This window comes from Umezawaea tangerina, assembly GCF_003002815.1.
Taxonomy (GTDB): Bacteria; Actinomycetota; Actinomycetes; order Mycobacteriales; family Pseudonocardiaceae; genus Umezawaea; species Umezawaea tangerina.
Genome location: NZ_PVTF01000010.1, coordinates 77,151 through 103,499, shown reverse-complemented (window position 1 = coordinate 103,499; position 26,349 = coordinate 77,151). Strand labels below are relative to the sequence as shown.

Sequence of the window (26,349 nt, the reverse complement as noted above, 5' to 3'; positions counted from 1 at the left end):
TCAGGCCTTCCGGGTGCGCGGGTCGAGCAGCAGGTACACGACGTCCGCGATCAGGTTCGCCAGCAGCACCGCGAGGGTGATGATGAGGAAGATGCCCTGCATCAGCGGGTAGTCCTTGGCGTTGACACCGGTGAAGAGCACGTAGCCGATGCCGGGGTAGGAGAACACCATCTCCACCAGCAGCGTGCCGCCGACGATGAACCCGAGCGACAGCGCGAAACCGGAGATGCTGGGCAGCACCGCGTTGCGGGCGGCGTAGCCGAGCATCACGCGCCGCTCGGGCAGCCCCTTGGCGTGCGCCACGGTCACGTAGTCCTCGGAGGACACCGTGACCATCATGTTGCGCATGCCCAGGATCCAGCCGGCGATCGAGCTGATGATGACCGTGAGGGCGGGCAGCACCGCGTAGTACAGCGCGCTGGAGATGAACTCCCAGTCGAAGCCGGGGATCAGGCCGGGCTCGTAGCCACCGGCCGCCGGGAAGGCGCCCCAGGTGACCGCGAACACCGAGATGGCGATGAGCCCGAGCCAGAAGTACGGGATGGCCGAGAAGAACGTCGCGATCGGCAGCAGCGAGTCGATCCACGAGCCGCGGCGCCAGCCCGCGTAGACGCCGATCATGGTGCCCAGCACGAAGCTGATCACCGTCGTCACGCCCATCAGGGACAGCGTCCACGGCAGGCTCTGCGAGATCACCTCGGACACCGGCGTCGGGAAGTAGGTGAACGACAGCCCGAGGTCGCCCTTGAACAGGTTGCCCCAGTACGTGACGTACTGCGAGAACATGCTCGTCTGCGTGTCCAGTCCGAAGAGGACGTACAGCGAGGCGATCGCGTCCGTGCTCAGCCTGCCCTGGAACCGCGCGATCATGGCCTGCACGGGGTCACCGGGCAGCATCCGCGGCAGCAGGAAGTTGATCGTGATCGCGGCCCAGGCCGTGACCAGGTAGAACAGCGCTCGTCGAAGCAGGAACCTCATGCCCCGACCTCCACCGGCTCGCGACGCGGGTGCTCGTCGGAGGTTTCCGAGTCGTAGAGCCAACAAGCGGCGTAGTGGTCCCCGACCAGGTCGAACTTCGGCGGGGTCTCGGTGCGGCACTTCTCGGCCGCGTACGGGCAGCGCGGCGCGAACCGGCAGCCCGGAGGCGGGCTGATCAGGCTCGGCGGCTCACCGGGAGCCGTCGTCACCGTCGGCACGCCGTCGTGCGCCCGCTCCGGGTCGGGAGCGGACCTGATCAGCAGCTGGGTGTAGGGGTGGGCGGGTTCCTGCGTCACCGTCTCGCTGTCCCCGCCCTCGATCACCTGCCCCGCGTACATCACCATCGTCGTGTCGGCGAAGTAGCGCGCCGACGCGATGTCATGGGTGATGTAGAGGATGGCCAGGTGCAGCCGTTCCTTCAGGTCCCGCAGCAGGTTCAGCACGCCGAGCCGGATCGACACGTCGAGCATCGACACCGGTTCGTCGGCCAGCAGGACCGTCGGGTCGGCGCCCAGCGCCCGCGCGATGGCCACGCGCTGGCGCTGGCCGCCCGACAGCTCGTGCGGGTACTTGTCCAGGAAGCGCTCCGGAGGGGTGAGGTTGACCCGCTCCAGGAGCGAGGTCAACCCCTTCTCCAGCTCTTCTCCCTTGACCCGCCCGTTGTGCACCCGAAGTGCCCTCGTGAGGTGGTAGCGGATGGTGTGCACCGGGTTCAACGACGCGAACGGGTCCTGGAAGATCATCTGGACCTGCTTGCAGTAAGCCCGGAACGACTTCCCCCGCTTCACCTTCGTGGGCACGTCGTTCAGAACGATCTCGCCCGAGGTCAGCGGGTACAGCTGCGCGAGCAGCCTGGCCACGGTGGACTTTCCAGAGCCCGACTCCCCGACCAGCGCGGTCACGTGTCCTCTGCGCAGGTCGAACGAGACGTCGTCCACCGCGTGTACCGCGCGCGGCTGGCGGGTAAGCACTTGCCGACCCTTGCGGGACACCGGGAAGTGCTTGGTGACTCCACGTGCCGCCAGCACGACCTCGCCGGTCACGCGGTGGCCGGCTTCAAGCGGAGGACCACCTGCAACGCGTTGGTCTGCGTCGGCTGCGGCGGCGCGTACGGGTCCTCGGCGGTGGGCCAGCCGATCCAGGACTTCGTGCTGTACTCGGCGCCGACCGGCGAGGAGACCAGCGGGATGGCCGGGACCTGCTCGACGAAGATCTTCTGGAGCAGGTCCAGGTTCGTCTTGCGGGCGGCGTCGTCCGGCGCGGAGGCGTAGGCCACCAGCGCGGAGGTCGCGGCGGGGTCGTTGAACCGGCCCTGCGCGTTGGCGGCGGGCTCGCCGATCGGCTTGCTGGCCGCGGCGTCCATGATGTTCTGGTAGCCCTCGAACGGCGTCGCGCCGCTGTTGGTCCAGTGCATCGTGGCGTCGAACGCGCCGGTGTTGAAGTCCGTCGTCCACTGGTCGACGGTCTGCGTCTTGACCTCGGCGGTGATGCCCAGCGCCTTGACGGCGTTCTTGATGATGTCGAGGTCGGTCAGGTAGTCCGACCAGCCCGCGGGGTCGGTCAGCGCGAAGGTGACCGGAGCACCGGCCGGGTCCTTCAGCACGTCGCCCTCGAGCTTGTAGCCGGCCTCGGTGAGCAGCTTCTTGGCGCCCTCGACGTCGACCTTGGCGGTCTTGCCCTTGTAGTCGGCGGAGAGGAAGGGGTCACCGGCCGGGCTGGGGATGCCCGTGACGTTGTCGACCTTCGGGAACAGCTTCGAGTGGCCCTGCTGGAAGATGACCTCGCGGTCGATCACCATGTTCAGCGCCTTGCGCAGCGCGACGTTGTTGAACGGCGCCTTCGCGGTGTTCAGCCACAGGGCGTGGATGCCGAGACCGGCGGGCATCCAGATCTTGTGGTTCTTCGGGTCCTTGTTGACGTACAGGGTCTCGTAGTTCGGCATGAACACGTAGGACCACTGCGCCGCACCGCTCGCGAGGGCGGTCGTCTGCGCGCTGTTGTCGTTGTACGACGTGTACTGGATCTCCGGGACCTTGGGGAGGTCCTGCCAGTAGGCGGTGCGCACCGACAGCGTGACCGTCTGCGGGGTGAAGGTCTTGAGGGTGTACGGACCGGTGCCGACGGGCTTCTCGTTGGTGAAGGTCGTCGGGTCCGGCACGTCCTTCCAGATGTGCTCCGGCACGATGAACGAGTTGAGGATCTTGTTCTCGTTCACGAACTGGGGCTTGCTGAAGGTGATCTCGGCCGAGGTGTCGCTGACCTTGCTCGCGCCCGCGATCGGGAGACCGTTGGTGTTGAGGGCCGACTTGTCCTTCAGCAGGTTGAACGTGTAGGCGACGTCACCGGCGGTGAAGGGCTGGTCGTCGTTCCACTTGACGCCCGCCCGCGTGGTGACGGTGAGCTTCTGGTAGTTGTCCGCCCACTCCCACTTCTCGGCCAGCCACGGCGTGCCCTTCTCCGACGGCGCGATCGGGTTGGTCTGCACGAGGGGCTCGTAGATCATGAAGCGGTAGCCCAGCGACGCACCCGCCGACGTGGCGAGGAAGGGGTTGCTGTTGTTGGTCTGCACCCCGTTGGGCATGCCCACGGTGAGAACGCCGCTCGACGCGGACTTGGTGGCACCACCCGACGAACAGCCGGCGGCCACCAGCGCCGCGACGGCGACGGTGCCGATCAGCGCGAGTGTTGTCCTGCGGCGTATGCCTTGCATCGAAATCTCCCGGCGGGTTATGAGAGAGCGCTCTCAGGAAGGTGGAACGGGTGGCCCACACTAAGCAGCGGGCACGGCGAACAACAGGGTGTGGCGCTAGTTCTGTGGAGCTGACTGTCGGACCACGAGCGAGGTCGGCAGCACGAGTGGTTTCTCCGGCAGCGCCTCGCCGCCGAAGTGGGAAAGCAGCATCCGCGCGGCCGCCACGCCCATCTCCTGGAGCGGCTGCCGGACGGTGGTGAGCGAGGGCTCGGCGTGCGAGGCGATGGGCACGTCGTCGAAGCCGACGACGGACACGTCACCGGGCACGTCCCGGCCCACCTTGCGCAGCGCGCGCAGCACACCCATCGCGGAGAGGTCGTTGTGCGCGAAGACCCCGTCGAACGGGATGCCCGTCGACAGCAGCTTCTCGGTGGCCACCGTACCTCCGTCGGTGGTGAAGTCACCATCGACGACGAGACGGGGGTCCACCGACAGGCCGGCGGCGGCGAGCGCGTCGCGGAACCCGTCGAGCCGTTCCCTGGTGCAGCCGAACTGCATCGGGCCGGTCACGACGGCGAACTTGGTGCGCCCCGCGGCGAGCAGGTGGCGCGCGGCACCCTGCGCACCCTCCCGGTTGGTGGTGGCGACCGAGGGGAACTGCGGGTGCGAGCCGCGGTCGTCGATCATGACGACCGGCAGGCCCTGCGCGTACAGCGTTGCTATGTAGTTGAGGGTGTCCGGCGGCTCTATCACCAGCAACCCGTCGAAGGCGTTGGCCGAGACGTGGCTGGCGAACTGGCTGAGCGAGTCCGGACCCCGGTTCACGGTGTAGAGCAGCAGACCGTAGCCCTCCGCCTCCAGCGTGTCGACGATGCCCTGCAGGACCTCGCCCATCCACGGCCAGGTGAGCGACGGGGCGAGCATCCCGACGGTGCGGGCCCGGCCGCGGGCGAGTCCGACGGCGCGTGCGCTGGGCACGTAGCCGATCTCGTCGATCACGTGCCGGACCCGCTCCGCGGTGGTCACGTCCACATCGGGCTTGCCGTTCAGGACGCGGGACACAGTCGCCTTGCTCACCTGGGCGCGGAGGGCGACCTCGGCGATCGTGACCCGCATCTGGCACTCCTCGTCATGCGGTCCGCTACCGTCAATCCCCTCGCGGTACCGGTACCGAAACCGGTTCCGGGAGGGATGTGGTGCAGTTAACATGGCCGAAACGCCGATGGTCAATACCTCGTTGTGTAACGAAAAGGCGACGCCCGGTCAGCTACGGCAAACGGCCGCTGAACTGCGACGGACGCCAGTACGGTCACCGTCATGGGGACCATAGAGGCGGTCAGCCGCAGCTCGGAGCACGCGTTCACGAAGCCCACCGTCGACGAAATCCACTTGCTCGCCGGCCTCGGAGTTGCTGGCGACGCGCACCTCGGTGTGACGGTGCAGCACCGGTCGCGGGCGCGGAGGGATCCCACCGCGCCGAACCTGCGCCAGGTGCACCTCGTCCACGCCGAACTGCACGACGAGCTGCGCGGCCTCGGCTACGACGTGACGCCCGGCGCGGTTGGCGAGAACGTGACAACCCGCGGGGTGGACCTGCTCGGCCTGCCCACCGGCGCACGGCTCCACCTGGGGGCCGTCGCGGTGGTCGAGGTGACCGGGCTGCGCAACCCCTGCCTCCAGCTGGACGGGTTCCGTCCGGGGCTGATGAAGGCGGTGCTGGGCCGGGACGCCTCGGGGAACCTGGTGCGAAAGGCGGGAGTCATGGGGGTCGTGCTGGCCGGTGGACCGGTCCGGCCCGGTGACCCCGTCGAGGTGGAGCTGCCGGACGGGCCGCACCGGGGACTGGAGCCGGTGTAACGGGTCGTCTGGTGGGAGCGCTCTCACGGTAGCCACGTCCATGGGGCACCTTTCGTGGGATCGAGGTGCTGGAAAAGGTGTCACGGGGTGTGGTGTGGCGTCAATGGGAGCGCTCTCACGGTTAGGTCACGGGTTGTGGGGGGTGGTGTGCGCGTCTGCGTGAAGCCCGCTGCCGGTTGCGTTGTGGTCAGTCGGCGCGAAGCCCGGCCCCCGGCGCGCGATTGTCTCAATGCTTGATCTTGCTTGTCAAGACGGTGAAGCTGTCTTGACAAGCAAGATCAAGCAGGAGGGCGCTGTGGATCGGGGGCAGAGGGGAAGTCTGGCTTCGCCAGCATCGAGCTGCGCTCGACAGGGCATCCTCGGCTTCGCCGTCGGACAAGGCATCCTCGCTGCGCGTCGGACAGGGCATCCTCGGCTTCGCCGTCGGACAAGGCATCGGGCTTCGCCCGACTCAAGCATCGGCTGGCGCCGACAAGGCCCCAGGCGCTCCGCGCCGGATGCGCGCTGGCGGGCTGCGCCCAACGGGGTGGGGGTGGTGGTTGTGGTTGGTGGTTGGTCTTGCTGGGTTGTCAGTTGTCCAGGGTGGCGAAGGTTTTCTGGGCGGTTGCGAAGGCGCGGTTGGCGGTGGGGACGCCGGCGTAGACGGCTACCTGGAGGAGGACTTCGTTGATTTCGGCGCGGGTCAGGCCGTTGCGGAGGGCGGCTTTCACGTGCAGGGCGAGTTCGTCGTAGTGCTGGAGGGAGGCGAGCATGGCGAGGGTGATGCAGGATCTGGTTTTGCGGTCCAGGCCTGGTCTGGTCCAGATGTCGCCCCAGGCGTACCTGGTGATGAGGTCCTGGAAGTCGGTGGTGAACTCGTCGGTCTTGGCGATGGCGGCGTCGACGTGGGCGTCGCCGAGCACTTCCCGGCGGACGGCCATGCCCTCCTCGTAGGACATCAGCGTGCGCTGGCGGTGGTGGTGAGGTGGCCGTGCAGGATCACCGAGACGGCGTCGACGGCCTCGACGTTGGCGAGGTGGGCGGCGTCGCCGACGATGTAGAGCTCGGCGTCGGGGATGGCGTCGGCGATGACGCGGAGGAACTCGGGTGGGGTGGCTTCGTCCTGGGCGCCGGCGATGACGACGGTCGGGGCCCCGATGGTGGGGAGCTGGGGGCGGAGGTCCATGGTGGCGATGGCCTCGCAGATGGCGGCGTAGGTCTGGTCGTCGACGCTGGAGAGGGTCTGCTGGAAGGACTTGACGACTTCCGGTGACTGCTCGGCCAGCTCGTGGGTGAACCAGCGGCCGACGACGGACTCGGCGATGGCGGACGTGCCGGACTCGCGGACGGTGGCGGCGCGGTCGAGCCACGGTTGCGCGGACGGGAAGGAGGCGGTGGTGCAGCAGAGGGCGAGGCGGTCCACGCGGTCGGGGGCGTTGGCGGCCAGCCACATGCCGATCATGCCGCCCAGGGAGAGCCCGCAGTAGGAGAAGTGCCGCACGCCAAGGGAGTCGACGAGCTCAAGGACGTCGGCGCCGAGGTCGGCGATGGTGAACGGGCCGGTGGCCGTGGCGGTGGCGCCGTGGCCGCGGTGGTCGAAGCGCAGGACGCGGAAGAACTCCTCCAGCACCGGGAGCTGGGGTTCCCAGAGGGCGCTGGTCGTGCCGAGGGAGCTGCCCATCACGAGGACCGGGGCGTCGTCGGGTCCGCTCAGTTCGCAGTGCAGTCTCACCGGTCTGCCTTTCGCTGGTGTGCCGCCAGAGCGCGGTCCACGAACGCGGCCGCGCTGCCTACGTACCCCGACGGGTCAAGTGCCTCATCAATCTCCCCCGTTGACAAGTGCTCCAGGACCCTGGCGTCCGCCGCCAGAGCCTCCCCCAACGTCAGTCCTCGCGCCACCGCGTCGCGGCACAGCTCCGCGACGAGGTCCTGGGCCCCGGCACGGCCGAGGGCGGGAGCGAGGCGGACCGAGACGTTCTCGGCGAGCAGCAGACCTCCGGTGAGGTCCAGGTTGCGGCGCATGCGGGCGGCGTCGACCTCCAAGCGGGACAACAGCTCCTGGGTCCCGCGCACGGCGCCGCCGACGAGGCGCAACAGCTCGGAGGAGGTCTCCCACTCGGCGTGCCAGGCGCCCGCGGCGCGTTCGTGCTCGTGGTCCATCGACGCCAGGACGGTCGCGACGAGACCGGGGACGCGGCGGGTCGTGGCGGTGACCAGGACGGCGCGGACGGGGTTGCGCTTGTGGGGCATGGCCGAGGACGTGCCGCCGTCGGCCTCGGCGACCTCGCCCACCTCGGTCTGGGCCATCAGCAGGACGTCCCGCGCGATCTTCGCGAGCACCCCGGCCACCGAGCCGAGCGCGCCCGCCAGCTCGGCGAACCGGGTCCGGTCGGTGTGCCACGGCAGCACCGGGGCGACCAGGCCGAGCTCGTCGGCGAGCCGGTCGACCAGCGGCGCGCCCGCGTCGCCGAGTGCGGAGAGCGTGCCCGCCGCTCCCCCGAACTGCACCGCGAGCCGTTCGGCGCGCACGGCGTCGAGCCGGTCGCGCGCCTCGTCGACGGCGACCAGCCAGCCCGCGCACTTGAGGCCGAACGTCGTCGGCACGGCGTGCTGCGCCAGCGTCCGGCCCGCGACCAGCGTGTCCCGGTGCGCGACCGCGAGCCGTTCGCACTCGTCCGCGACGCCCGCGAGCCCGTCGAGGATCGGCCGGAGCGCGCGGAACGCGACCAGCGAAGCTGCCGTGTCGAGGACGTCCTGGCTGGTGGCGCCGTGGTGGACGTACGCCTTCGCCGCGGCGGGCAGCGCGTCGGCGAGGTCGCGGACCAGCGGCACGACCGGGTTCCCGGAGGCGGTGGCGCGGGCGCCGAGCGACGCCGGGTCGGGCGCGGCGGAGTCGATCGCGGACACGATGGCGCGCGCGGCCTCCTGCGGCACGATCCCGGCGTGCGCCTGCACGACCGCGAGCGCGCGTTCGAAGTCGAGCATGGCGCGCAGCCACGCCCCGTCCCCCACCTCCGCGTCGACGAGCGGGTCGCCGAAGAGCGGACCGAAGAGGTCAGAGGTCGAAGAAGACGGTCTCATCGTCGCCCTGGAGGTGGATGTCGAAGCGGTAGCCGTACGGCGCCGCCTCCGCGATGAGCGTCCCGCGCCGGGCGGGATCGGGCAGCGAGACCAGCACCGGGTCCTGGTCGTTGCCGGGCTCGTCGGGGAAGTAGATCCGGGTGACCAGGCGGACCAGCATGCCTCGGCAGAAGACCGACACGTTGAGGTGCGGCGCCTCCTCGCCGTCGTCGCACGGCAGCGCGCCGGGTTTGACCGTGTGGAACCAGAACCGGCCGCTCTCGTCGGTCGCGGACCGGCCGAAACCGCGGAAGTCCATGCGCGCCAGCGGTCCGCGCGGGTCGTCCGGGTGCGCGAACCGGCCCTCGGGGTCGGCCTGCCACACCTCGACGAGCGCGTCCGGCACCGGAGCGCCGTCGCCGTCGAGCACCTTGCCGACGACCCGGAACGCGTCCGGGCTGTCCTGGGCGACGACGAACGGCCCGTCCTCCCAGGGCAGCCCGATCGCGAAGAACGGTCCGACGGTCTGGGACGGCGTGGTCTGCAGGTCACTCATCGTCGTGGTCTTCCTCGTCCTCGAACGGGGTCGGGTCGCTGCCGCGCAGCACGATGTCCCAGTGGTACCCCACAGCCCACTCCGGAATCGTGCTGTCGAGGTCGAACTTCGCCACCATCGCCTCGCGCGCGGCGGGACGGGCGGAGGTGAAGATCGGGTCCTGGTCGAACAGCGGGTCGCCGGGGAAGTACATCTGGGTGATCAGCCGCTGGGTGAAGGCCCGGCCGAACACCGAGAAGTGGATGTGCGCGGGGCGCCAGGCGTTGTGGTGGTTCTTCCACGGGTACGCGCCGGGCGCGATCGTGATGAACCGGTAGTTGCCGTCGGCGTCGGTCAGCGTGCGGCCGACCCCGGAGAAGTTCGGGTCCAGCGGCGCCGGGTGCCGGTCGAGGTCGTGCCGGTAGCGGCCGCCCGCGTTGGCCTGCCACACCTCGACGAGGGTGTTCGGGATCGGTTTGCCGTCGCCGTCGAGCACCCGACCGCCGACGACGATCCGCTGGCCCTGCGGCTCCTCGCTGTGCTGGATGGTCAGGTCGTTGTCGTAGCGCCCCACCCGTTCCTCGCCCAGCAGCGGGCCGGTGATCTCGCCGAGCCGTTGCGGCAGCAGGACGAGCGGGTGCCGGGGCGCGCGGGCGACGTTGGACCGGTAGGCGGGGAACGACACCGGCGGGTGCGACTCGGGGTCGGGCCGGTAGTGCGCCGGCGGCCTGCGGCGCGTCGTGTCGGCGGTCACGGGAACTCCTCCGTGGGTCAGGCGGCGAGCTCGCGCAGCGCGGCGAGCTCGGCGTCGGTGGGCGGCGCGGTCGTGACCAGGTCCGACGAGACCTTGAGGTCCCAGCCGGTGCGCGCCTTGGCGGTGGCGAGGTCGACGCCGGGGTGCAGCTGCGTCATGGTCAGCTCGCAGGTCCGCGGGTCCGGTCGCAGCACGCCGAGGTCGGTGATCACCAGGCGCGGCCCGGCACCGCGCAGCCCGAGCCGTTCCCGGTCGCCCGCGCCGGTGCCGAAACCCAGTGAGGTCACGAAGTCCACCCGCTCCACGAACGCGCGGGCGGTCTGCCGGACGATCATGAACACCTCGCGGCAGGACGCGGCGATCTCCGGTGCGCCGCCCGCGCCGGGCAGCCGCACCTTCGGGTCGCGGTAGTCGCCGCCGATCACCGTCGTGTTGATGTTCGCGAACCGGTCGAGCTGGGCCGCGCCGAGGAACCCGACGTCGACCCGGCCGGGCTGCAGCCAGTAGTTGAAGATCTCGGGCACGCCGACCAGGCTGTCCGCCGTCTCGGCGAGCACACCGTCCCCGATGGACAGCGGCAGCGTGCCGGGCTTCGAGCCGATCGTGCCGGACTCGTAGATCAGCACCAGGTCCGGCGCGTGCGTACGGCGGGCGAGGTTCGCGGCCGTGCTGGGCAGTCCGATGCCGACGAAGCACACGGCACCGTTCTCCAGGGCGCGCGCGGCGGCGACGGTCATCATCTCGTCGGAGGTGTAGTCGGTCACGCGACACCCGCCAACCAGGCCCCGAAGCTCTCGCGGTCCTTGCTGATCGCGTCCCAGCGCTGGTAGAAGTCGTTGTCCCGCACCGAGTAGTCGTGCGCGTAGGACGGGTGCGCCCCGCCCGGCACCTCGGCCACGAAGTCCACCACCCAGGACGGCAGCACCACCGCTCCGGGCCGCGGCTCCAGCTCGTCGACGACCTCCTCGACCGTCACCAGCGACCGCGTGGCCGCCAGCACGGCCTCCTTCTGCACGCCGGTGATCCCCCACAGCTGCACGTTGCCCTTGCGGTCGGCGCGCTGCGCGTGGATCACGGCGGAGTCCAGCCGGAGCGCGGGCACCGCCGTGAGCACCTCACCGGTGAACGGGCACGTGATCGGCTTGATGTTGTCGGTCTGCTTCGGGAGGTCGGTACCCACGTACCCGCGCAGCACCGCGAACGGCAGACCGGAGGCCGCGGCCACGTACCTGTTGGCCATGCCCGCGTGGCTGTGCTCCTCCAACTCCAACGGCACCGGCCACCCGTTCTGGACCGCGTCGCGGAACCGGTGCAACGACCCGACGCCGGGGTTGCCGCCCCAGGAGAAGACGAGCTTCTTGGCGCAGCCGGCGCCGATGAGCTGGTCGTAGATCACGTCCGGCGTCATCCGCACCAACGTCAGATCCCGCCTGCCCTGCCGAATCACCTCGTGCCCGGCCGCGAACGGGATCAGGTGCGTGAACCCCTCGAACGCAACGGTGTCCCCGTCCCGCACGACCTCCGACACGGCCTGCGCCAAGGGCGCGATGGTCGCCATACGGGTTGCTCCTCGATGCGCGCGATACGTCTCGGTGTTCGCACAGCGAACATGTCTCCGTAGGGCGAACACTAGTCGGCGCACAGGGGGCGGGCCAGACCTGTATCCACTGAGTGGAAGGCCCTTGTTCGCCGGAACAGCCGCGCGTTGGTCAGCCGAGGACCGCCACGACGCCTGGTCTCGACGCCCTGACCACCCGGTGCTCGCGCCGGTGGCTCAGCTCCGACACCTCCGACCACGACGTCCTCCGGTCAGGCACCGCCCGTCGCCCTCGCGGTCAGCTCGCCGACCACCCGTCCCAGCAGCTCCTGCTCGTCGTCGGGCAACGAACGGCTCGCGTGCACCATGCCGACGGCCGCCAGCAGCCGCGTCCGGTCCTCGACGCCGCCGAGGTCGCCCAGGTAGGCGGGCAGCAGCACGGCCAGCGCCTTCAGGTCGGCACGGGCGCACAACCGCTCCACCAGCACCGCGAGGTCCGCGGGGCCCCGCAAGTCCTCCCTCCCCGTCGCCCGCAACCCCTCCGCGACCGCGAACCGCAGCCCGTCCCCGTACGGGCCCGCGGGAACGTCCCCGATCCGACCCGCCGCGGCCTCGTAGTGCCGCCGCGCCTCGACCTCGTCACCCAGGTCCTGCCGCGCCCGCGCGATGTTCAGGTGCAACGACGGGTAGAACCCGCGCACCCGCTCGTCCCCCACCCGGTCCGCGCGGTCGAGGCACTCCTCGTTCCAGCGCAGCACCTCCTCCGGCGTGTCCTGGTGCCGCGCCAGGTAGTGCGCCGCGATGCACGCCTCGTAGTCATCCCCCGCCGCCTCCCAGGCCTCCCCGAAAAGCCGTCGGGCATCCCTTCCCGCCCTTCCACCTCCGCCCGCATGCCTTCACCGCACAACCGCACGACCACGTTCTCCGCGTCCACCCGGACCACCTCCTGACCGTCGAGGGCAAGGAGGCGGGCGCCCGACTCCCGGACTCGCGGCGCGAAGACCGACCCGGCTTGACCGGGCACACCCGGTCGATCACTCTCCGCTAGCAACCGGGTGTCCGCGGCCGCTCGGCCGATCCGAGACCACCGGGACTCGAAGCAGTCCGATCACCAGGCAATTCCCGCTCTTTTGCGGTTAGCCGTTTTGCAAGTCAAATCGCGAAGTTGACCCTATCGAGATACCCGAGACTCACTCGCGTCACGGAAGGTAACGATGAACGGTCCCTATCGCGCTGCAAGCGGCACCTGACTACCAGAACGAGTGAACTTCGCCCGAAGCTCACAGCGCACCGCGAGGACCGTTCGCCGATCGGATCCACCGGTCGTCGCGAGCCAGTCGATCACCGGAAGCCCGACCGGGCAGGTATGACAACCGTGTCATCCACAAAGGCCGTCCTATTGGACCAGGTCAGACCGGTGGTCAACGGACGACCGTCCACAGAGGTGTAGACCAAGGGGTCTGGTCGCGGGCGGAGGCGCCTGCGCGGACGACCTGGTTAGCTGATCACCACCGCGGGGTCACGGCACCGCGGTGAGGTGGTCTCCACCCGCATCCGCTCTCCTGCGTCCCGACTCCGATCGGGTCGGGAAGGACCGGCGCCCGCCCGCTGAGGAACGGCCGGTGAGGAAGAGGGTGCGAAGTGGACGCCCCCGCACGAGGGGACGATGGCGATCTCGGCGAAGAGCCGCGACGTGAGCACGACCGGAGCTGCAACTCCGGCCGGCTCATCATCGTTCTTGCATTCCTGACGGAGGCCATGCAGCTCGTCAACAAGGTGCTGGACCTCGTCAAGTAGTGCGCTCGGGTGGTGCGCGAACGCGTGCCACCCGACCTCTAACAACCGGTGGTGCTACAGGACTATCGCGCGAGTCGTGAAAAATGTTTCACCGGCACCGCCGAATGTAGCATTCCCGCGCGCCACGATGGCGGCCACGCGTTTCCCGGGGCAACGGTAATCCCTGGTCAGAACTCCCGCGCCCATTCATCGTTCACCTGGTCGGCGACCCGAATTCCACCTCGACCACTCCAGAATCCCGCCCCACCTGGAATCAGCCCGTCGGAGCGGCCTGGATGGCGAGCAGGGTGATGTCGTCGTGTTCGGAGGGGCCGAGCCAGTCGAAGACGGCGCGGCGGACGGTGTCGACGGCGGCTTCGGCGCGCAGGCCCGTGCATTCGCGGAGGACGGCTTGGAGGCGGTCCTCGCCGAACAGCTCCTCGCGGTCGGACTCGGCGCGGGCCTCGGTGATGCCGTCGGTGTACATGAGGAGGGTCTCGCCGGGTTTCACGACGACCGAGGTGGACTGGAAGCGGACGTCGGACAGGACGCCCACGATGCCGCCCCTGGCGACGACCTCCTCCACGGTGCCGCCCGCGTGCAGCAGGATGGGCGGCGGGTGGCCGCCGGACGACACGGTGAGGCGCAGGCCGCCGTCGTCGAGCTGCACGATCGTGCCCACGACGAGCGTGGTGAACAGCTTGCTGCCCGCGGCCACGAGTGCCGCGTTGAGCAGGTACAGGAGCTGGGCGGGGCGCTGCTCGACCAGCAGCAGGGTGTGCAGGGAGCGCCGGACGCGGCCGGAGTGCACGGCGGCCTCGAGGCCGTTGCCGCAGACGTCGCCGAGCACGAACGTGGCGGTGCCGTCCTGGCGGACGTGGACGTCGTAGAAGTCGCCGCCGACCTCGGTCCGCCGCGCGGCCGGGTGGTAGGCGGCCGCGAGCAGGGCGCCGGGCACCTCGGGCAGTGGGGACGGCAGCAGGTCGGCGCGCAGGACCTCGACGACCCTGGCCTGCTCGCCGTGCCGGATCGCGGCCTCCAGCGCGCGGGCGGCGTGGTCGCCGTAGCGGCGGATCGACTCGACCTCGACGTCGGTGAACGGCTCCCTCGGCACCCGCCTGACCAGCACCAGCGCGCCGAGCGAGGTGCCGCCGATGATCAGCGGCACGGCGTGCGCCGAACCGGGCTCGCCGAAGTCCACGGGCAGGTCGGGGGTGCTCTCGCGGCCGAACTCGGCGTGCCGCACGACCCCGTCGAGCACGTCGAGCAGTCCGGTCACGACACCGGCGGACTGCCGGGTGGTGCGGCCGCGGACGACCTCGCCCGCGCCCTTCGCGCCGTACCACCACTCGACCCGCCCGCGCAGCGCTGGGACGATCACCGCGCACTGGTCGGCCAGGTGCGCCAACCCCAGCTCGACGATGGCGGTCAGCGTGGCGGCGCGGTCGGTCGCGGCGGACAGCCTGCGCAGCGCCTCGTCGAGGAACGCCGTGTCCCAGGTCGCCGGGTCGTCCAGGTAGCACGCCGTCCAGCCGTCGCCCAAGGCCTGCCTGCGGCCCGGCGCGGTGAGGGGCAGACCGGGCGCCAACGTCGGGTACAGCTCGGTCGCGGCGTGGTTGACCAGGGCGATCGTGTCGTCGGGGTCCAGCACGACGACGGCCTCGCGCAGCCCGTCCACCAGCCGCCGCCACCCGCCCAGGTCGATCCCCGGTGCGTCCGTGTCCACACGGTGCCCCTGGGCCATCGGTTGCGCTCCTGGTGGTGTGGGGACGGTGGTGGCGCGGTCCTCAACCTATCGGACCGGCTCGTGGGAGGCTTGGGGCAGATCGCCGATTCTCGCGGAGGCTGTAGTGACGACGGGGCTCAACGACACCGACGTGACGGGCGACGCGGCCCTGGAGCGCGTGCTGGTCGCCATGCGCGACATGCGCGACGGCAACTTCCGCCGCCGGCTGGTCCCCGCGGGCAGCGGGGTCGCGGCCGAGCTCGCCGAGGTGTTCAACGACATCGCCGGGCGCAACCAGTGGCTGGTCGGCGAGCTGGTGCGGGTGCGCCAGGCCGTCGGGCAGGAGGGGCGGCTGGACGTGCGGCTCGCCCCCGACGACGGGCAGGGCGGCTGGGCGCTGGCGGGCGAGGCGGTCAACGGCCTGCTGGAGGACCTGATGCGGCCGACCACGGAGCTGAGCCGGGTGCTCGCCGCCGTGGCGAACGGCGACCTGTCGCAGCAGGTCACGGTGTCCGCGCGCGGCGACCTGGCGGCGCTGGCCGAGACGTTCAACTCGATGACGGCGACCCTGCGCACGTTCGCGGGCGAGGTCACCAGGGTGGCCCGCGAGATCGGCACCGACGGGCGGCTGGGCGGCCAGGCCGAGCTGCCGGGCGTGGCGGGCATCTGGAAGGACCTGACCGACTCGGTCAACTTCATGTCCGGCAACCTCACCGCGCAGGTCCGCGACATCGCCCAGGTCGCCACCGCCGTGGCGCAGGGCGACCTGACGCAGAAGATCACCGTCACGGTCGCGGGCGAGATGCTAGAGCTGAAGGACACCCTCAACACGATGGTGGACCAGCTGTCCTCGTTCGCGGGCGAGGTCACCCGCGTCGCGGTCGAGGTGGGCACCGACGGTCGGCTCGGCGGCCAGGCCCAGGTGCCCGGCGTCGGCGGCACGTGGCGCGACCTGACCGACTCGGTGAACTTCATGGCGGGCAACCTCACCAGCCAGGTCCGCAACATCGCCCAGGTCGCCACGGCGGTGGCGCAGGGCGACCTTAGCCAGAAGATCGACGTCGACGCACGCGGCGAAATCCTCGAACTGAAGACCACCCTGAACACGATGGTCGACCAGCTCTCCTCCTTCGCGGGCGAGGTCACCCGCGTGGCGCGCGAGGTCGGCACCGAGGGCATCCTCGGCGGCCAGGCGAAGGTGCCCGGCGTCGCGGGCACGTGGCGCGACCTCACCGACTCGGTGAACTCCATGGCGGGCAACCTCACCAGCCAGGTCCGCAACATCGCCCAGGTCACCACCGCCGTCGCGCGCGGCGACCTTAGCCAGAAGATCGACGTCGACGCACGCGGCGAAATCCTCGAACTCAAGAGCACCCTGAACACGATGGTCGACCAGCTCTCCTCCTTCGCCGGCGAGGTCACCCGCGTCGCGGTCGAGGTGGGCAGCGACGGCCGACTTGGCGGCCAGGCAACGGTTCCCGGCGTCGCGGGCACGTGGCGCGACCTCACCGACTCGGTCAACTTCATGGCGGGCAACCTCACCAGCCAGGTCCGCAACATCGCCCAGGTCGCCACCGCCGTCGCGCAGGGCGACCTGAGCCAGAAGATCACGGTCAACGCCAAGGGCGAGATCCTCGAACTGAAGACCACGCTGAACACGATGGTCGACCAGCTCTCCTCCTTCGCCGACGAGGTCACCCGCGTCGCCCGTGAGGTCGGCACCGAGGGACGGCTGGGCGGCCAGGCCCAGGTGCCCGGTGTCGCGGGCACGTGGAAAGCGTTGACGGACAACGTGAACTCGATGGCCGACAACCTCACCGCGCAGGTGCGCAGCATCGCCCAGGTGACCACGGCGGTCGCGGGCGGCGACCTGAGCCAGAAGATCACCGTGGACGCCCGCGGCGAGATCCTCGAACTCAAGAGCACGATCAACACGATGGTCGACCAGCTCTCCTCCTTCGCCGACGAGGTCACCCGCGTCGCCCGCGAGGTCGGCACCGACGGGCGGCTCGGCGGCCAGGCGAAGGTGCCGGGCGTCGCGGGCACGTGGAAGAACCTCACCGACAACGTGAACTCCATGGCGGACAACCTGTCCGGCCAGGTGCGCAACATCGCGACCGTCGCCACCGCCGTCGCGAACGGCGACCTGTCGAAGAAGATCACCGTCGAGGCCAAGGGCGAGGTGCGGGCGCTCGCCGAGACGATCAACGGGATGGTCGACACGCTGCGGGCGTTCGGCGACGAGGTCACCCGCGTGGCGCGCGAGGTCGGCACCGAGGGGATCCTCGGCGGCCAGGCGCGCGTGCCGAACGTGGCGGGCACGTGGAAGGACCTCACCGACAACGTGAACTTCATGGCGGGCAACCTGACCAACCAGGTCCGCAACATCGCCCAGGTGACCACCGCGGTGGCGCTGGGCGACCTGTCGAAGAAGATCGACGTCGACGCCCGCGGCGAGATCCTCGAGCTCAAGACGACGATCAACACGATGGTCGACCAGCTGTCCTCGTTCGCGGGCGAGGTGACCCGCGTGGCGCGCGAGGTCGGCACCGAGGGGCGGCTGGGCGGCCAGGCCGAGGTGGACGGCGTGTCCGGCACCTGGCAGAAGCTGACCGAGAGCGTGAACCAGCTGGCCAGCAACCTGACCACGCAGGTGCGCGCGATCGCGGCGGTGGCCACGGCGGTGACCGCGGGCGACCTGACCCGGCAGATCACCGTGGAGGCGTCCGGTGAGCTGGCCGAGCTCAAGGACAACGTCAACCAGATGATCGGCAACCTCAAGGAGACGACCCGCACCAACCGCGAGCAGGACTGGCTGAAGACGAACCTGGCCAGGCTGTCGGGGCTGATGCAGGGCCACCGCGACCTGCACGCCGTCGCGTCGCTGATCATGAGCGAGCTGACGCCGCTGGTGTCCGCGCAGCAGGGCGCGTTCTTCCTGTTCCAGCAGGAGGGTTTCGAGCTGACCGCCAGCTACGGCTACGGCAGGCCGGACGGGCGCGTGGTGCGGTTCGCGCCGGGCGAGTCGCTGGTCGGGCAGGCGGCGCTGGAGAAGAAGACGATCCTGGTCACCGGTGTGCCGCCGGGCTACCTCACCGTCGCGTCCGGACTCGGCTCGTCGACGCCCGCGAACCTGATCATCCTGCCGGTGCTGTTCCAGGGCGAGACGCTCGGCGTGATCGAGCTGGCCACCCTCAACGAGTTCACCGACGTGCACCTGGACCTGTTGGAGCAGCTGAAGGAGAACATCGGCGTCAACGTGAACACCATGCTGGCCAACGCCCGCACGGACGCGCTGCTCGCCGAGTCCCAGCGGCTCGCCCAGGAGCTGCGCGCCGGGTCCGCGGAGCTGGAGGACCGGGCGAAGCAGCTGTCGTCGGCGTCGAAGTACAAGTCCGAGTTCATGGCGAACATGTCGCACGAGCTGCGGACCCCGTTGAACAGCCTGCTGATCCTGGCGAAGCTGCTCGCGGACAACCTGGACGGCAACCTCAACCCCAAGCAGGTCGAGTTCGCCCGCACGATCCACTCCTCCGGCAGCGACCTGCTCCAGCTGATCGACGACATCCTGGACCTGACCAAGGTCGAGGCCGGGCACATGCAGGTGCAGGCCGAGCCGGTGCGCGTCGCCGAGCTGGTCCGCTACGTCGAGGCGCTGTGCCTGCCGATGACCGCGGAGAAGGGCCTGGAGTTCCACATCAGCGTGGAGCCGGACGTGCCCGTCACGCTGCACACCGACGAGCACCGGTTGCAGCAGATCCTGCGCAACCTGCTGTCCAACGCGGTGAAGTTCACCCACGAGGGCGGGATCGACCTGCACATCCGGCACGCGCAGCCGCAGGAGGCGCCGGACATGGCGTGGCCGCGGACGACGTCCATGCTCGCGTTCGACGTGCGCGACACCGGCATCGGCATCCCGGCGGAGAAGCTGTCGGTGATCTTCGAGGCGTTCCAGCAGGCGGACGGGACGACCAGCCGCAAGTACGGCGGGACGGGGCTGGGGCTGTCGATCAGCCGCGAGCTGTCGCAGCTGCTCAACGGCCGGTTGAACGTGCGCAGCGAGCCGGGCGTGGGGAGCACGTTCACGCTGTACCTGCCGCTGACCAGGACCGCGTCGCACGCGGACATCCCGGCGCCGCTGCCGGAACCGCTGGAGGCGGTGCCCGCCGCGCCGGTCCGGCCGCAGGCGGCGGCCGCCGGTGCCACCGCCACGGCCACCGCGCCCGCGGCGCTCGTCGCCCCGCCGGTGCCGCTGCCCGCGGCGCCCACCCGGTTCCACGGCGAGAAGGTGCTGGTGGTCGACGACGACCTGCGCAACGTGTTCGCGCTGACCAGCGTGCTGGAGCTGCACGGGTTGCAGGTCATCTACGCGGACAACGGGATCGCGGGTGTGCGGGCGCTGGAGCAGTACGACGACGTGACGCTGGTGCTGATGGACATCATGATGCCGGAGCTGGACGGCAACGCGACCATGGCCGCGATCCGGGCCATGGAGCACTACGAGGACCTGCCGGTCATCGCGGTCACGGCGAAGGCGATGAAGGGGGACCGGGAGAAGAGCCTGGCCTCCGGTGCCACCGACTACGTGACGAAGCCGGTGGACACCGACCACCTGCTCCGGCTGATCGCCTACTACCTGGGGATGGGCGAGTCCTAGGGCGTGCGGCCCGCTCAGGCGGGTTCGACCTCGCGGACCTTCGCCCGGAACGTCCGCCGGTAGGCCAGCGGCGACACCCCGATCGCCGCGTGGAGGTGCTGCCGCAGGGACGTGCCGGTGGCGAAGCCGACCTCGCCCGCGATCTCGTCGACCGGCAGGTCGCTGGACTCCAGGAGGTGGCGGGCGCGGGCGAGGCGCTGCTGGGTGATCCAACGGCCGGGGCTCATGCCGACCTCGTCGGTGAAGCGGCGGGCGAAGGTGCGCAGGCTCATCCGCGCGTGACCCGCGAGGTCGGCCAGCGCGAGCGGCTCGTGCAGGTGCGCGAGCACCCACCGCCGGGTGGCAGCCGTGCCGTCGTGCGGCGCCTTCGGGACCGGTGCCTCGATGTACTGCGCCTGGCCGCCCTCCCGCCACGGCGGCACGACGCACCGGCGGGCTGCCCGGTTGGCGACCTCGCTGCCGTGGTCCTTGCGCAGCAGGTGCAGGAACACGTCGACACCGGAGGCGGCGCCCGCGGAGGTGAGCACGTCGCCGTCGTCGACGAACAGCACGTCCGGGTTCAGGTCGACCTCGGGGAAGAGGGCCCGGAACCGGTCGGCGGCCTGCCAGTGCGTGGTGGCGGGGCGGCCGTCCAGCAGCCCCGCGGCGGCGAGCACGAAGGCCGCGGTGCAGATGGACACCAGGCGGGTGCCGGGTCGGATGCGCCCGAGCGCGTCCGCGATCGGTGCAGGCAGGTCGGGCAGGTCCGGCAGGAACGCCCCGGCCGGGGCGAAGGGCGCGACCACGACGGTGTCCGCACCGGCCAGCGCCTCGGGACCGTGCTCGACGGCGATGGTGAAGTCGGCGGCCGTCCGCACCGGCAGGCTGTCGACGCTGCAGGTCAGCACCTCGTACAGGCCTTCGGCCGCGCCGAGGATCCGGCTCGGCATGCCGAGCTCGAACGGGTACACGCCGTCCAGGGCGAGGACGACGACGCGATGCGCGTGGGCCATGGCACGACTCCGTGGACCGGGGCCGCCGGGTTGGCAGGATCCCATCGGAAGGTGACCATCATGCCATCGCCGCACCGGTGGGTCCCGGACAGACTGGGATCATGAACGAGAACGCGGGCACGAGCCCGATGCGCGCCATCGGCCAGGACGTCTTCGGCGGCCCGGAGGTGCTCGCGGAGGTCGAACTGCCGCGGCCGGCGCCCGGTATCGGCGAGGTCGTCGTCCGGGTCCACGCGGCCGGGGTGAACCCGACCGACTGGAAGCTCCGCGCGGGCTTCCCGTGGCTGGACCGGCCGATCCAGGTCCTCGGGTGGGACGTCTCGGGCGTCGTCGACGAGGTCGGCCTCGGCGTCACCCTGTTCAAACCCGGTGACGAGGTGTTCGGCATGCTGCCCTACCCGAAGGGGGCGGGCGCGTACGCCGACTACGCCGTGGCCACCGCCCGGTCGTTCGCCCGCAAGCCCGCGAACGTCGACCACGTGCACGCCGCCGCGCTGCCGCTCGCCGCGCTGACCGCCCACCAGGCGCTGGTCGACACCGCGGGCCTGCGGCCTGGGCAGCGGGTGCTGGTCCACGCCGCCGCGGGCGGGGTCGGCCACCTGGCCGTGCAGATCGCCAAGGCGCACGGCGCGCACGTGATCGCCACGGCCGGCGCGGGCAAGCACGAGCTGCTGCGCGGACTCGGTGCCGACGAGGTGGTCGACTACCGGACCGCGGACTTCGCGGACGTGGTCGGCGAGGTCGACGTGGTCCTGGACCCGCTCGGCGGCGACGTGCGCACCCGGTCGCTGGACGTGCTGCGCAGGGGCGGCGTCCTGGTGGCGATCGTGTCGGACGGCGACGAGGCAGCCGCCGCGGAGAAGGCGGCGCAACTGGGGGTCCGGCTGGAGGGGATGATCGTCGAAGCCGACCACGGGGGCATGCGCGCCATCGCCGACCTCGTCGCGCGGGGTGGGCTCCACCCCCACGTCGAGGCGACCTTCCCGCTCGCCGAGGCCGCCAAGGCGCACGCCCACGGCGAGACCGGCCGGACCACGGGCAAGCTCGTCCTCGTCGTGCGGGACGAGGGGTAGGGCCGCGGGAGCCGGTCGCCCTAGGCGGGTTCCGCGGTCGCCTGGCCGACCGAGTCGTGGATGCTCATGACCGCGGTGAGGTCGGTCAGGCGGAACAGCTTGTGCACGGCGGGGCGCAACGAGGCCAGCCGGAGCCGCCCGCCGCCCGCGTCGAGCCTGCGGTGCCAGTCGACCATCAGGGCCAGGCCGGTGGAGTCCATGAACGAGAGGTCGGCGAGGTCGACCACGACCCGCCCGACCGGTTCCGGGGCAGCGCGTTCGAGGTGGTCGGCCAGGGTGGGCACCGTCTCGGCGTCCAGTTCGCCGGACACCACCACCACCTTCCACGTGCCGTGGGCCTCACTGCGCACCTGCAAGTCCATCGTCCCGCGTCCTTCCGCACGACCGGTGTCGCGATCCAGGAGATCGTGCAGCAACGGGCCCCCGCGCGCGAGCACCGGGTGGCCGAAGCGGCGAACCATCCGGTGGATGTGCGACGATGCGGTCCGGCCGATCAAGGGCGACCGGGGAGCGGATGTGCTGAACGAACCAGCGACACCCGTCGCCGTCGTGCTCCCGGCGGAGTCCGGTTCGTGCTCGCGCGCGCGGCGCATGGTCGACGAGGCGATCACGACCTGGGGACTCCCGGAGGAGTTCGCGGACGACGCGGCACTGGTGGTCACCGAACTGGTGTCCAACGGTGCGGACCACGCGGAAGGACCGCTGCGGCTCACGGTGAACCGCACGGACGACGGCGTGCTCATCGAAGTGCACGACCGCTCCACAGCCCTGCCCGTCCTCAGACCCGTCAGCCCCGAGTCCCCCCGCGGCCGCGGCATGATCATCGTCAACGCGCTCAGCAAGCGCTGGGGCGTCACCCCGGACGCCGACGGCAAGACCGTGTGGGCCGAACTGGCGGTCTCCTAGCCGACCGCTCGGCCAGCTGTTGCCCCAAGCCGCTCGCCTTGACCCCAGCTTTTCCCCTGCTCGCGGGTCGCCCAAGGTCAACCATCTCGGGCACCGACCGTCACTCAGGCCACTCGGCCTGGGTTCGCTGTCCACAGGCCATTCGCCCAGGTTCACCTTGGGGCATTCACCCCTCGCCGGCGCCCCCATGCGGACTACACCTGGGCCTGGGAAGCGCGCGCAAGGCGTCCCGCCTCGCGGCAACAGCAGGTCAAACCCGGCAAAGAACATGATGTGACCGGGATCACGATGCACTGCAGAGGCCTTCCGTCACCCAGTGAGACGTCTTGGACGTTCCCCATTCCAGGCGACTGGGGCAGGCTTGAAATCCACCTGGCGGAAGCGTAGAGCGGGTCGGGGATCCACCCCCGACCCGCCCACGCGTCTACCTGCGACAACACCAGGCTCGGCGAAGAGGACTGGCCGTCACGGGGGAAACATTGAGCCTTGGGCGCGTACGAAACCACATAGTTTTGGAGTTTGTCGCACAATTTTTCCCGATCGACACGCCTATCGCAGCCCCCAATATTACGGATAAGGCACGCATGAGATCGACAAGAACGCACACAGAGTCACAAGACTCCACCACGACTCACCCGTCGTGTTGAGGACCAGTCCTCTATCGCACATTCATTGCGCTCCGTTAGCACTGGCGACAAACGGTTGCTACTTCTAGGCTCTACCAACCCCCCAAGGTGGCGTCCTAATCCAAACGCCTTCCGACCATGAGGGGCCTGTGCTACCAGGCTCGGCGAATGGAATTCATCCACAATGGAAGCAACGCACGATCCACTCCTGATCATCACTGCCGGAGTGGTTTCCCTGGCATTCTTCGTCCTGATCGCGTTCGTGGTGTGGCGCCTGTCGGTCGCCACGCCCACCACGATGGGACGCGTTCTGATCGCGCTGGGCGGTGTCCTCGGTGAGCTGGCGGTCATCGTCTACGCCCTCGCGGAACTGCGGGGCTGAGGCGTGGCGCCCGACGTGCACTCAGAACGCAACTGGCTCAGCGACTCGTTCCTGCGCAAGTTGCACACGGTCGACGTGAAAGCGCTGTTCGACGTGGGCCACCGGATCCGCTTCGCGACCGGGGTGAGCCTGACGACCCAGGGCGAGGCGACCCCGTCGGTGAGGGTGGTGCTCAGCGGGGCGGTCAAGGTGTTCCGACTGGCCCAGCCTGAGAGCACACCGATGCTGGTCAACCTCGGCGGGCCGGGGGAGCTGCTGGGGGTGGAGGCGGTGCTGCTGAGGAAGCAGAGCCACACCGGCCACGTCGCGAGCATCCCCACGGAGTGCCTGGTGATCAACCAGAGCACGTTCCGGAACTTCGTGGACGACCGCCCGCCGGTCAAGGACGTCCTGCTCGCGATCATGGCGAAGCAGCTCACCCTGCGGGAGGTCGCTCTGGCGTTCGCCACCCACAACGTGCGCAGGCGGCTGCTGGCGTTCCTCGCGAGGCTGCAGTTCGTCTACGGAAAGGACAGCTTGCGGGGCACGGAGCTGGACCTCGGTCTGAGCCACGGTGACCTCGCCGCGGCCGTCGGCGCCTCGGAGGCGTCGGTGGCCACGGTGCTGGCGGAGCTGAAGCAGGAGCAGGTCCTGTCGACGGGCTACAAGAAGATCTACGTCAAGCAGGACCTGCGCAAGCTCCTGCGCAAACCCGAGGCCCCCAACACTCCCGCGCGTCCCCCGGCTCAGGTGTAGTACCCCTCCACCACGGCCCGTGCCTCCTCCGCCAGCCCCGGCCCCTCCGACCGGAACCCGGCGAACCCCGGCCCCGGTTTCAGCTCCGACAGCTGGGCCGTCGACAACGCGAACACCACCCGCCCCAGCCCCGACCGCACGATCGCCCCCTCGCACATCCCGCACGGCTCGCAGCTGGTGTACATCGTCGTCGTCGCGGCCGTCGCGGCGTCCAGCGACCGGGCCGCCCAGCGGGCCAGTTTGAGTTCCGGGTGGGCGGTGATGTCGTCGTCGGTGAGGACGGTGTTGCGCTCCTCGACCAGCACGGTCCCGTCGGCCGCCACGAGCAGCGAGCCGAACGGCGGGTCGCCCGCCGAGCGGGCGGTGCGGGCGAGGTCCACGGCGCGCTTGAGGAAGTCGTCGTTCTGCACGCGGTCCAGCGTAGGAAGAGCCGGTCGAATCGGGAAGGCGATGTCCCCGGCAAAACAGCGATCCAGCCGGGTTTTCCCCGGTAAAATCGCGGGATGGCCGAGAGTCTCGACGCGACGGACTGGGCGATCCTGGCGGAACTGCAGGCGGACGGGCGGGTGCCGCTGACGGAGCTGGGGCGGCGGGTGAACCTGGGGGCCTCGGCGACGACCGAACGGGTCAAGCGGTTGGAGGCGTCGGGGGTGATCACGGGGTACCGGGCGGTGGTGGACCTGGAGCGGGTGGGGTGCGCGGTGCTGGCGGTGGTGCGGCTGAAGCACGCGGGCAGCAGGCACGAGCCGTTCCACCGGGTCGTGCGGAGGCGGGCGGAGGTGCTGGAGTGCCTGCGCACCACCGGGGAGGACTGCTACGTGCTGAAAGTCGCCGCGACGTCCATGGCGCACCTGGAGCGGGTCGTCGACGAGCTGTCGTTCTTCGGGGACACGAACACCAACATCGTCTACGGCCAGACGCTCCCCTACCGCGGCCCGCAGGGGCCGTGAACACGGCGTGAACCGGCCGTAACGGCGTTGCTCCGTTGGTGGGAAGCCCGTTCGCGCACGGCCCACCGGCCGGCCGCGGCGGGGGCCGTGTTTGCCCCACCTGGGACACTGTGGGTTTGATCGAGTGCTCGAGTGGGCACCAACCCGGTCCGCGGGACCGCACAGGAGGCGCAGGTATGTCCGGTAGGCCCGAGCGGGTCGGAGTGCTCGACGTCGGTTGTTTCAGCGCTCAGCTCGTCGTGGTGGACCGGGCACGGGGCTCCCTGCTGCACCCGGAGGTCTCGCACAAGGTGCGCCTGCGGATGGACCGCGCGCTCGACGAGCGCGGCCGGATCACCAAGGCGGGTGTGGACGAGCTGGTGTCCGCCGTGCGCCAGGCCAGACGGCTGGCCGACCGGGCCGAGGTGACCACGCTGGTGCCGTTCGCGACCTCCGTCATCCGCGACGCCGCGAACGGCGCTGACGTCATGGAGCAGGTGGCGACCCGGTCGGGTGTCGGGCTCGGCGTGCTGTCCGGGCCGGAGGAGGCGCGGCTGTCGTTCCTGGCCGCGCGCCGGTGGTTCGGGTGGTCGGCGGGGCCTCTGGTCGTCATGGACGTCGGCGGCGGCACGGTGGAGATCGCGGCGGGCGAGGCGGAGACGCCCGACTTCGCGCGGTCGCTGCCCATCGGTGCGCGCACGCTCACCAGGGAGTGGCTGGACGACGTGGCCGCGTCGCCGCGCAGGCTGCGCGACCTGCGCTCGCACCTGACCAAGCGGATCGACGACGTGCTGCCCGCGGAGGTCACCGGCCGCGCGGTCGGCTGCTCCAAGGTGTTCGAGCAGCTCGCCCGGCTGGCGGGCGCGCGCCCGCAGCGCGACGGCCTGTCCGTGCCGCGGCGGCTGACGATCGACGACCTGCGCGCCTGCATCCCGCGGCTGGCCTCCCGGTCGGCCCGCCAGCGCGCCCGGCTGCCCGGCATCTCCGCGCACCGCGCCCGCCAGTCGCTCGCCGGCGCGGTCGTCGCCGAGGCGCTGATGTCGACGGCGGGCCGCGACGTGGTCGAGATCTGCCCGTGGTCCACCAGGGAGGGACTGCTGTTGAGCCTGATCGAGCGCCCCGACCGCGTCGACCACCAGATCAGGGTCGCGTGAC

The 26,349-nt window shown here is 70.5% G+C and carries 25 protein-coding genes; 9 read left to right on the top strand and 16 right to left on the bottom strand.

All coding sequences use genetic code 11. From position 1 onward, the window contains the following. From CLV43_RS31075 to CLV43_RS31060, 4 genes are all read right to left on the bottom strand, one after another. Positions 1-978 carry an ABC transporter permease gene (locus CLV43_RS31075; RefSeq protein ID WP_106191574.1) on the bottom strand — a complete coding sequence of 326 codons (978 nt, stop codon included), beginning with the start codon at positions 976-978 and terminating at the stop codon, positions 1-3. Next, positions 975-2,021, bottom strand: a complete 1,047-nt coding sequence (locus CLV43_RS31070) for an ABC transporter ATP-binding protein (RefSeq protein WP_106191573.1) — start codon at positions 2,019-2,021, stop codon at positions 975-977. The genes CLV43_RS31075 and CLV43_RS31070 overlap by 4 nt, the downstream gene beginning before the upstream one ends. After that, entirely contained in the window at positions 2,018-3,688 is a 1,671-nt protein-coding gene (locus tag CLV43_RS31065; RefSeq protein ID WP_106191571.1) for an ABC transporter substrate-binding protein, read from the bottom strand. The genes CLV43_RS31070 and CLV43_RS31065 overlap by 4 nt, the downstream gene beginning before the upstream one ends. Positions 3,689-3,784: 96 nt before the next feature. Further along, positions 3,785-4,786, bottom strand: a complete 1,002-nt coding sequence (locus tag CLV43_RS31060) for a LacI family DNA-binding transcriptional regulator (RefSeq protein WP_106191570.1) — start codon at positions 4,784-4,786, stop codon at positions 3,785-3,787. Positions 4,787-4,987: 201 nt separating this feature from the next. Here CLV43_RS31060 and CLV43_RS31055 point away from each other — a divergent pair, with 201 nt between their 5' ends. Further along, the gene (locus CLV43_RS31055) at positions 4,988-5,527 is read left to right on the top strand and encodes an MOSC domain-containing protein (RefSeq protein ID WP_106191568.1); all 540 of its coding nucleotides are present in this window, start codon (positions 4,988-4,990) and stop codon (positions 5,525-5,527) included. A 569-nt stretch (positions 5,528-6,096) separates the two neighbouring features. Here the strand turns inward: CLV43_RS31055 and pcaC are convergent. The 8 genes from pcaC to CLV43_RS31020 all read right to left on the bottom strand — a co-directional run bounded on the left by pcaC (position 6,097) and on the right by CLV43_RS31020 (position 12,150). Next, positions 6,097-6,465: a 4-carboxymuconolactone decarboxylase gene (gene pcaC, locus CLV43_RS48025; RefSeq protein WP_170156093.1), complete on the bottom strand. Its 369-nt coding sequence runs from the start codon at positions 6,463-6,465 to the stop codon at positions 6,097-6,099. Next, a complete protein-coding gene (pcaD, locus tag CLV43_RS48020) occupies positions 6,465-7,238 on the bottom strand; it encodes a 3-oxoadipate enol-lactonase (protein WP_170156092.1) in 774 nt (257 codons plus the stop codon). The genes pcaC and pcaD overlap by 1 nt, the downstream gene beginning before the upstream one ends. Further along, entirely contained in the window at positions 7,235-8,587 is a 1,353-nt protein-coding gene (gene pcaB, locus CLV43_RS31045) for a 3-carboxy-cis,cis-muconate cycloisomerase (protein ID WP_106191567.1), read from the bottom strand. The genes pcaD and pcaB overlap by 4 nt, the downstream gene beginning before the upstream one ends. After that, entirely contained in the window at positions 8,562-9,122 is a 561-nt protein-coding gene (pcaG, locus tag CLV43_RS31040; protein ID WP_106191565.1) for a protocatechuate 3,4-dioxygenase subunit alpha, read from the bottom strand. Before pcaG ends, pcaB begins: the two co-directional genes overlap by 26 nt. After that, positions 9,115-9,855, bottom strand: a complete 741-nt coding sequence (gene pcaH / locus CLV43_RS31035; RefSeq protein ID WP_106191564.1) for a protocatechuate 3,4-dioxygenase subunit beta — start codon at positions 9,853-9,855, stop codon at positions 9,115-9,117. The genes pcaG and pcaH overlap by 8 nt, the downstream gene beginning before the upstream one ends. Positions 9,856-9,872: 17 nt before the next feature. Continuing rightward, positions 9,873-10,619 (bottom strand): CoA-transferase subunit beta, encoded by a 747-nt coding sequence (locus CLV43_RS31030; protein ID WP_245887119.1) that lies wholly within the window; start codon positions 10,617-10,619, stop codon positions 9,873-9,875. Then, a complete protein-coding gene (locus CLV43_RS31025; RefSeq protein WP_106191562.1) occupies positions 10,616-11,413 on the bottom strand; it encodes a CoA transferase subunit A in 798 nt (265 codons plus the stop codon). The genes CLV43_RS31030 and CLV43_RS31025 overlap by 4 nt, the downstream gene beginning before the upstream one ends. Positions 11,414-11,664: 251 nt before the next feature. Continuing rightward, positions 11,665-12,150, bottom strand: a complete 486-nt coding sequence (locus CLV43_RS31020; protein WP_245887118.1) for a hypothetical protein — start codon at positions 12,148-12,150, stop codon at positions 11,665-11,667. Positions 12,151-13,033: 883 nt separating this feature from the next. On the opposite strand from CLV43_RS31020, the gene CLV43_RS48015 reads away from it, so the two are divergent. Beyond that, positions 13,034-13,189, top strand: a complete 156-nt coding sequence (locus CLV43_RS48015) for a hypothetical protein (RefSeq protein ID WP_170156091.1) — start codon at positions 13,034-13,036, stop codon at positions 13,187-13,189. 253 nt (positions 13,190-13,442) lie between these two features. On the opposite strand, the gene CLV43_RS31015 is transcribed toward CLV43_RS48015, so the two are convergent. Continuing rightward, positions 13,443-14,894, bottom strand: a complete 1,452-nt coding sequence (locus CLV43_RS31015) for a PP2C family protein-serine/threonine phosphatase (RefSeq protein ID WP_245887117.1) — start codon at positions 14,892-14,894, stop codon at positions 13,443-13,445. A gap of 124 nt (positions 14,895-15,018) precedes the next feature. Between CLV43_RS31015 and CLV43_RS31010 the strand changes: the two genes are divergently transcribed. Next, positions 15,019-19,551: a hybrid sensor histidine kinase/response regulator gene (locus CLV43_RS31010; protein WP_245887116.1), complete on the top strand. Its 4,533-nt coding sequence runs from the start codon at positions 15,019-15,021 to the stop codon at positions 19,549-19,551. A gap of 14 nt (positions 19,552-19,565) precedes the next feature. Here CLV43_RS31010 and CLV43_RS31005 read toward each other — a convergent pair whose 3' ends face one another. After that, positions 19,566-20,543: a GlxA family transcriptional regulator gene (locus CLV43_RS31005; protein ID WP_106191559.1), complete on the bottom strand. Its 978-nt coding sequence runs from the start codon at positions 20,541-20,543 to the stop codon at positions 19,566-19,568. A 128-nt stretch (positions 20,544-20,671) separates the two neighbouring features. Here CLV43_RS31005 and CLV43_RS31000 point away from each other — a divergent pair, with 128 nt between their 5' ends. After that, on the top strand, positions 20,672-21,616 hold the full coding sequence (locus CLV43_RS31000) for an NADP-dependent oxidoreductase (RefSeq protein ID WP_106191929.1): 945 nt from the start codon (positions 20,672-20,674) through the stop codon (positions 21,614-21,616). Between the two features lie 20 nt (positions 21,617-21,636). Here the strand turns inward: CLV43_RS31000 and CLV43_RS30995 are convergent, their stop codons facing one another. Further along, positions 21,637-21,978: an STAS domain-containing protein gene (locus tag CLV43_RS30995; RefSeq protein ID WP_106191927.1), complete on the bottom strand. Its 342-nt coding sequence runs from the start codon at positions 21,976-21,978 to the stop codon at positions 21,637-21,639. Between the two features lie 154 nt (positions 21,979-22,132). On the opposite strand from CLV43_RS30995, the gene CLV43_RS30990 reads away from it, so the two are divergent. The 3 genes from CLV43_RS30990 to CLV43_RS30985 all read left to right on the top strand — a co-directional run bounded on the left by CLV43_RS30990 (position 22,133) and on the right by CLV43_RS30985 (position 24,265). Beyond that, positions 22,133-22,522, top strand: coding sequence for an ATP-binding protein (locus CLV43_RS30990; RefSeq protein ID WP_106191926.1), 390 nt, complete (start codon positions 22,133-22,135; stop codon positions 22,520-22,522). Positions 22,523-23,374: 852 nt separating this feature from the next. Further along, the gene (locus CLV43_RS48010) at positions 23,375-23,530 is read left to right on the top strand and encodes a hypothetical protein (protein WP_170156090.1); all 156 of its coding nucleotides are present in this window, start codon (positions 23,375-23,377) and stop codon (positions 23,528-23,530) included. A gap of 15 nt (positions 23,531-23,545) precedes the next feature. Then, positions 23,546-24,265, top strand: a complete 720-nt coding sequence (locus CLV43_RS30985) for a Crp/Fnr family transcriptional regulator (protein ID WP_170156089.1) — start codon at positions 23,546-23,548, stop codon at positions 24,263-24,265. Here CLV43_RS30985 and CLV43_RS30980 read toward each other — a convergent pair. Next, entirely contained in the window at positions 24,256-24,675 is a 420-nt protein-coding gene (locus tag CLV43_RS30980) for a nucleoside deaminase (RefSeq protein ID WP_211304636.1), read from the bottom strand. The genes CLV43_RS30985 and CLV43_RS30980 overlap by 10 nt on opposite strands. A gap of 93 nt (positions 24,676-24,768) precedes the next feature. Here CLV43_RS30980 and CLV43_RS30975 point away from each other — a divergent pair, with 93 nt between their 5' ends. Further along, positions 24,769-25,215, top strand: a complete 447-nt coding sequence (locus CLV43_RS30975) for an Lrp/AsnC family transcriptional regulator (protein ID WP_106191556.1) — start codon at positions 24,769-24,771, stop codon at positions 25,213-25,215. A gap of 176 nt (positions 25,216-25,391) precedes the next feature. After that, positions 25,392-26,348, top strand: a complete 957-nt coding sequence (locus CLV43_RS30970) for a Ppx/GppA phosphatase family protein (RefSeq protein ID WP_106191554.1) — start codon at positions 25,392-25,394, stop codon at positions 26,346-26,348. The last annotated feature ends 1 nt before the right edge of the window (position 26,349 follow it).

Coding starts and splice junctions, on each gene's coding strand:
- pcaB (WP_106191567.1), bottom strand. CDS start 8,587: ATGAGACCGTCTTCTTCGACCTCTGACCTCTTCGGTCCGCTCTTCGGC.
- pcaG (WP_106191565.1), bottom strand. CDS start 9,122: ATGAGTGACCTGCAGACCACGCCGTCCCAGACCGTCGGACCGTTCTTC.
- CLV43_RS30975 (WP_106191556.1), top strand. CDS start 24,769: ATGGCCGAGAGTCTCGACGCGACGGACTGGGCGATCCTGGCGGAACTG.
- CLV43_RS31025 (WP_106191562.1), bottom strand. CDS start 11,413: ATGGCGACCATCGCGCCCTTGGCGCAGGCCGTGTCGGAGGTCGTGCGG.
- CLV43_RS31055 (WP_106191568.1), top strand. CDS start 4,988: ATGGGGACCATAGAGGCGGTCAGCCGCAGCTCGGAGCACGCGTTCACG.
- CLV43_RS31075 (WP_106191574.1), bottom strand. CDS start 978: ATGAGGTTCCTGCTTCGACGAGCGCTGTTCTACCTGGTCACGGCCTGG.
- CLV43_RS31065 (WP_106191571.1), bottom strand. CDS start 3,688: ATGCAAGGCATACGCCGCAGGACAACACTCGCGCTGATCGGCACCGTC.
- CLV43_RS30995 (WP_106191927.1), bottom strand. CDS start 21,978: ATGGACTTGCAGGTGCGCAGTGAGGCCCACGGCACGTGGAAGGTGGTG.
- CLV43_RS30970 (WP_106191554.1), top strand. CDS start 25,392: ATGTCCGGTAGGCCCGAGCGGGTCGGAGTGCTCGACGTCGGTTGTTTC.
- pcaC (WP_170156093.1), bottom strand. CDS start 6,465: ATGTCCTACGAGGAGGGCATGGCCGTCCGCCGGGAAGTGCTCGGCGAC.
- CLV43_RS31000 (WP_106191929.1), top strand. CDS start 20,672: ATGCGCGCCATCGGCCAGGACGTCTTCGGCGGCCCGGAGGTGCTCGCG.
- CLV43_RS31005 (WP_106191559.1), bottom strand. CDS start 20,543: ATGGCCCACGCGCATCGCGTCGTCGTCCTCGCCCTGGACGGCGTGTAC.
- CLV43_RS31060 (WP_106191570.1), bottom strand. CDS start 4,786: ATGCGGGTCACGATCGCCGAGGTCGCCCTCCGCGCCCAGGTGAGCAAG.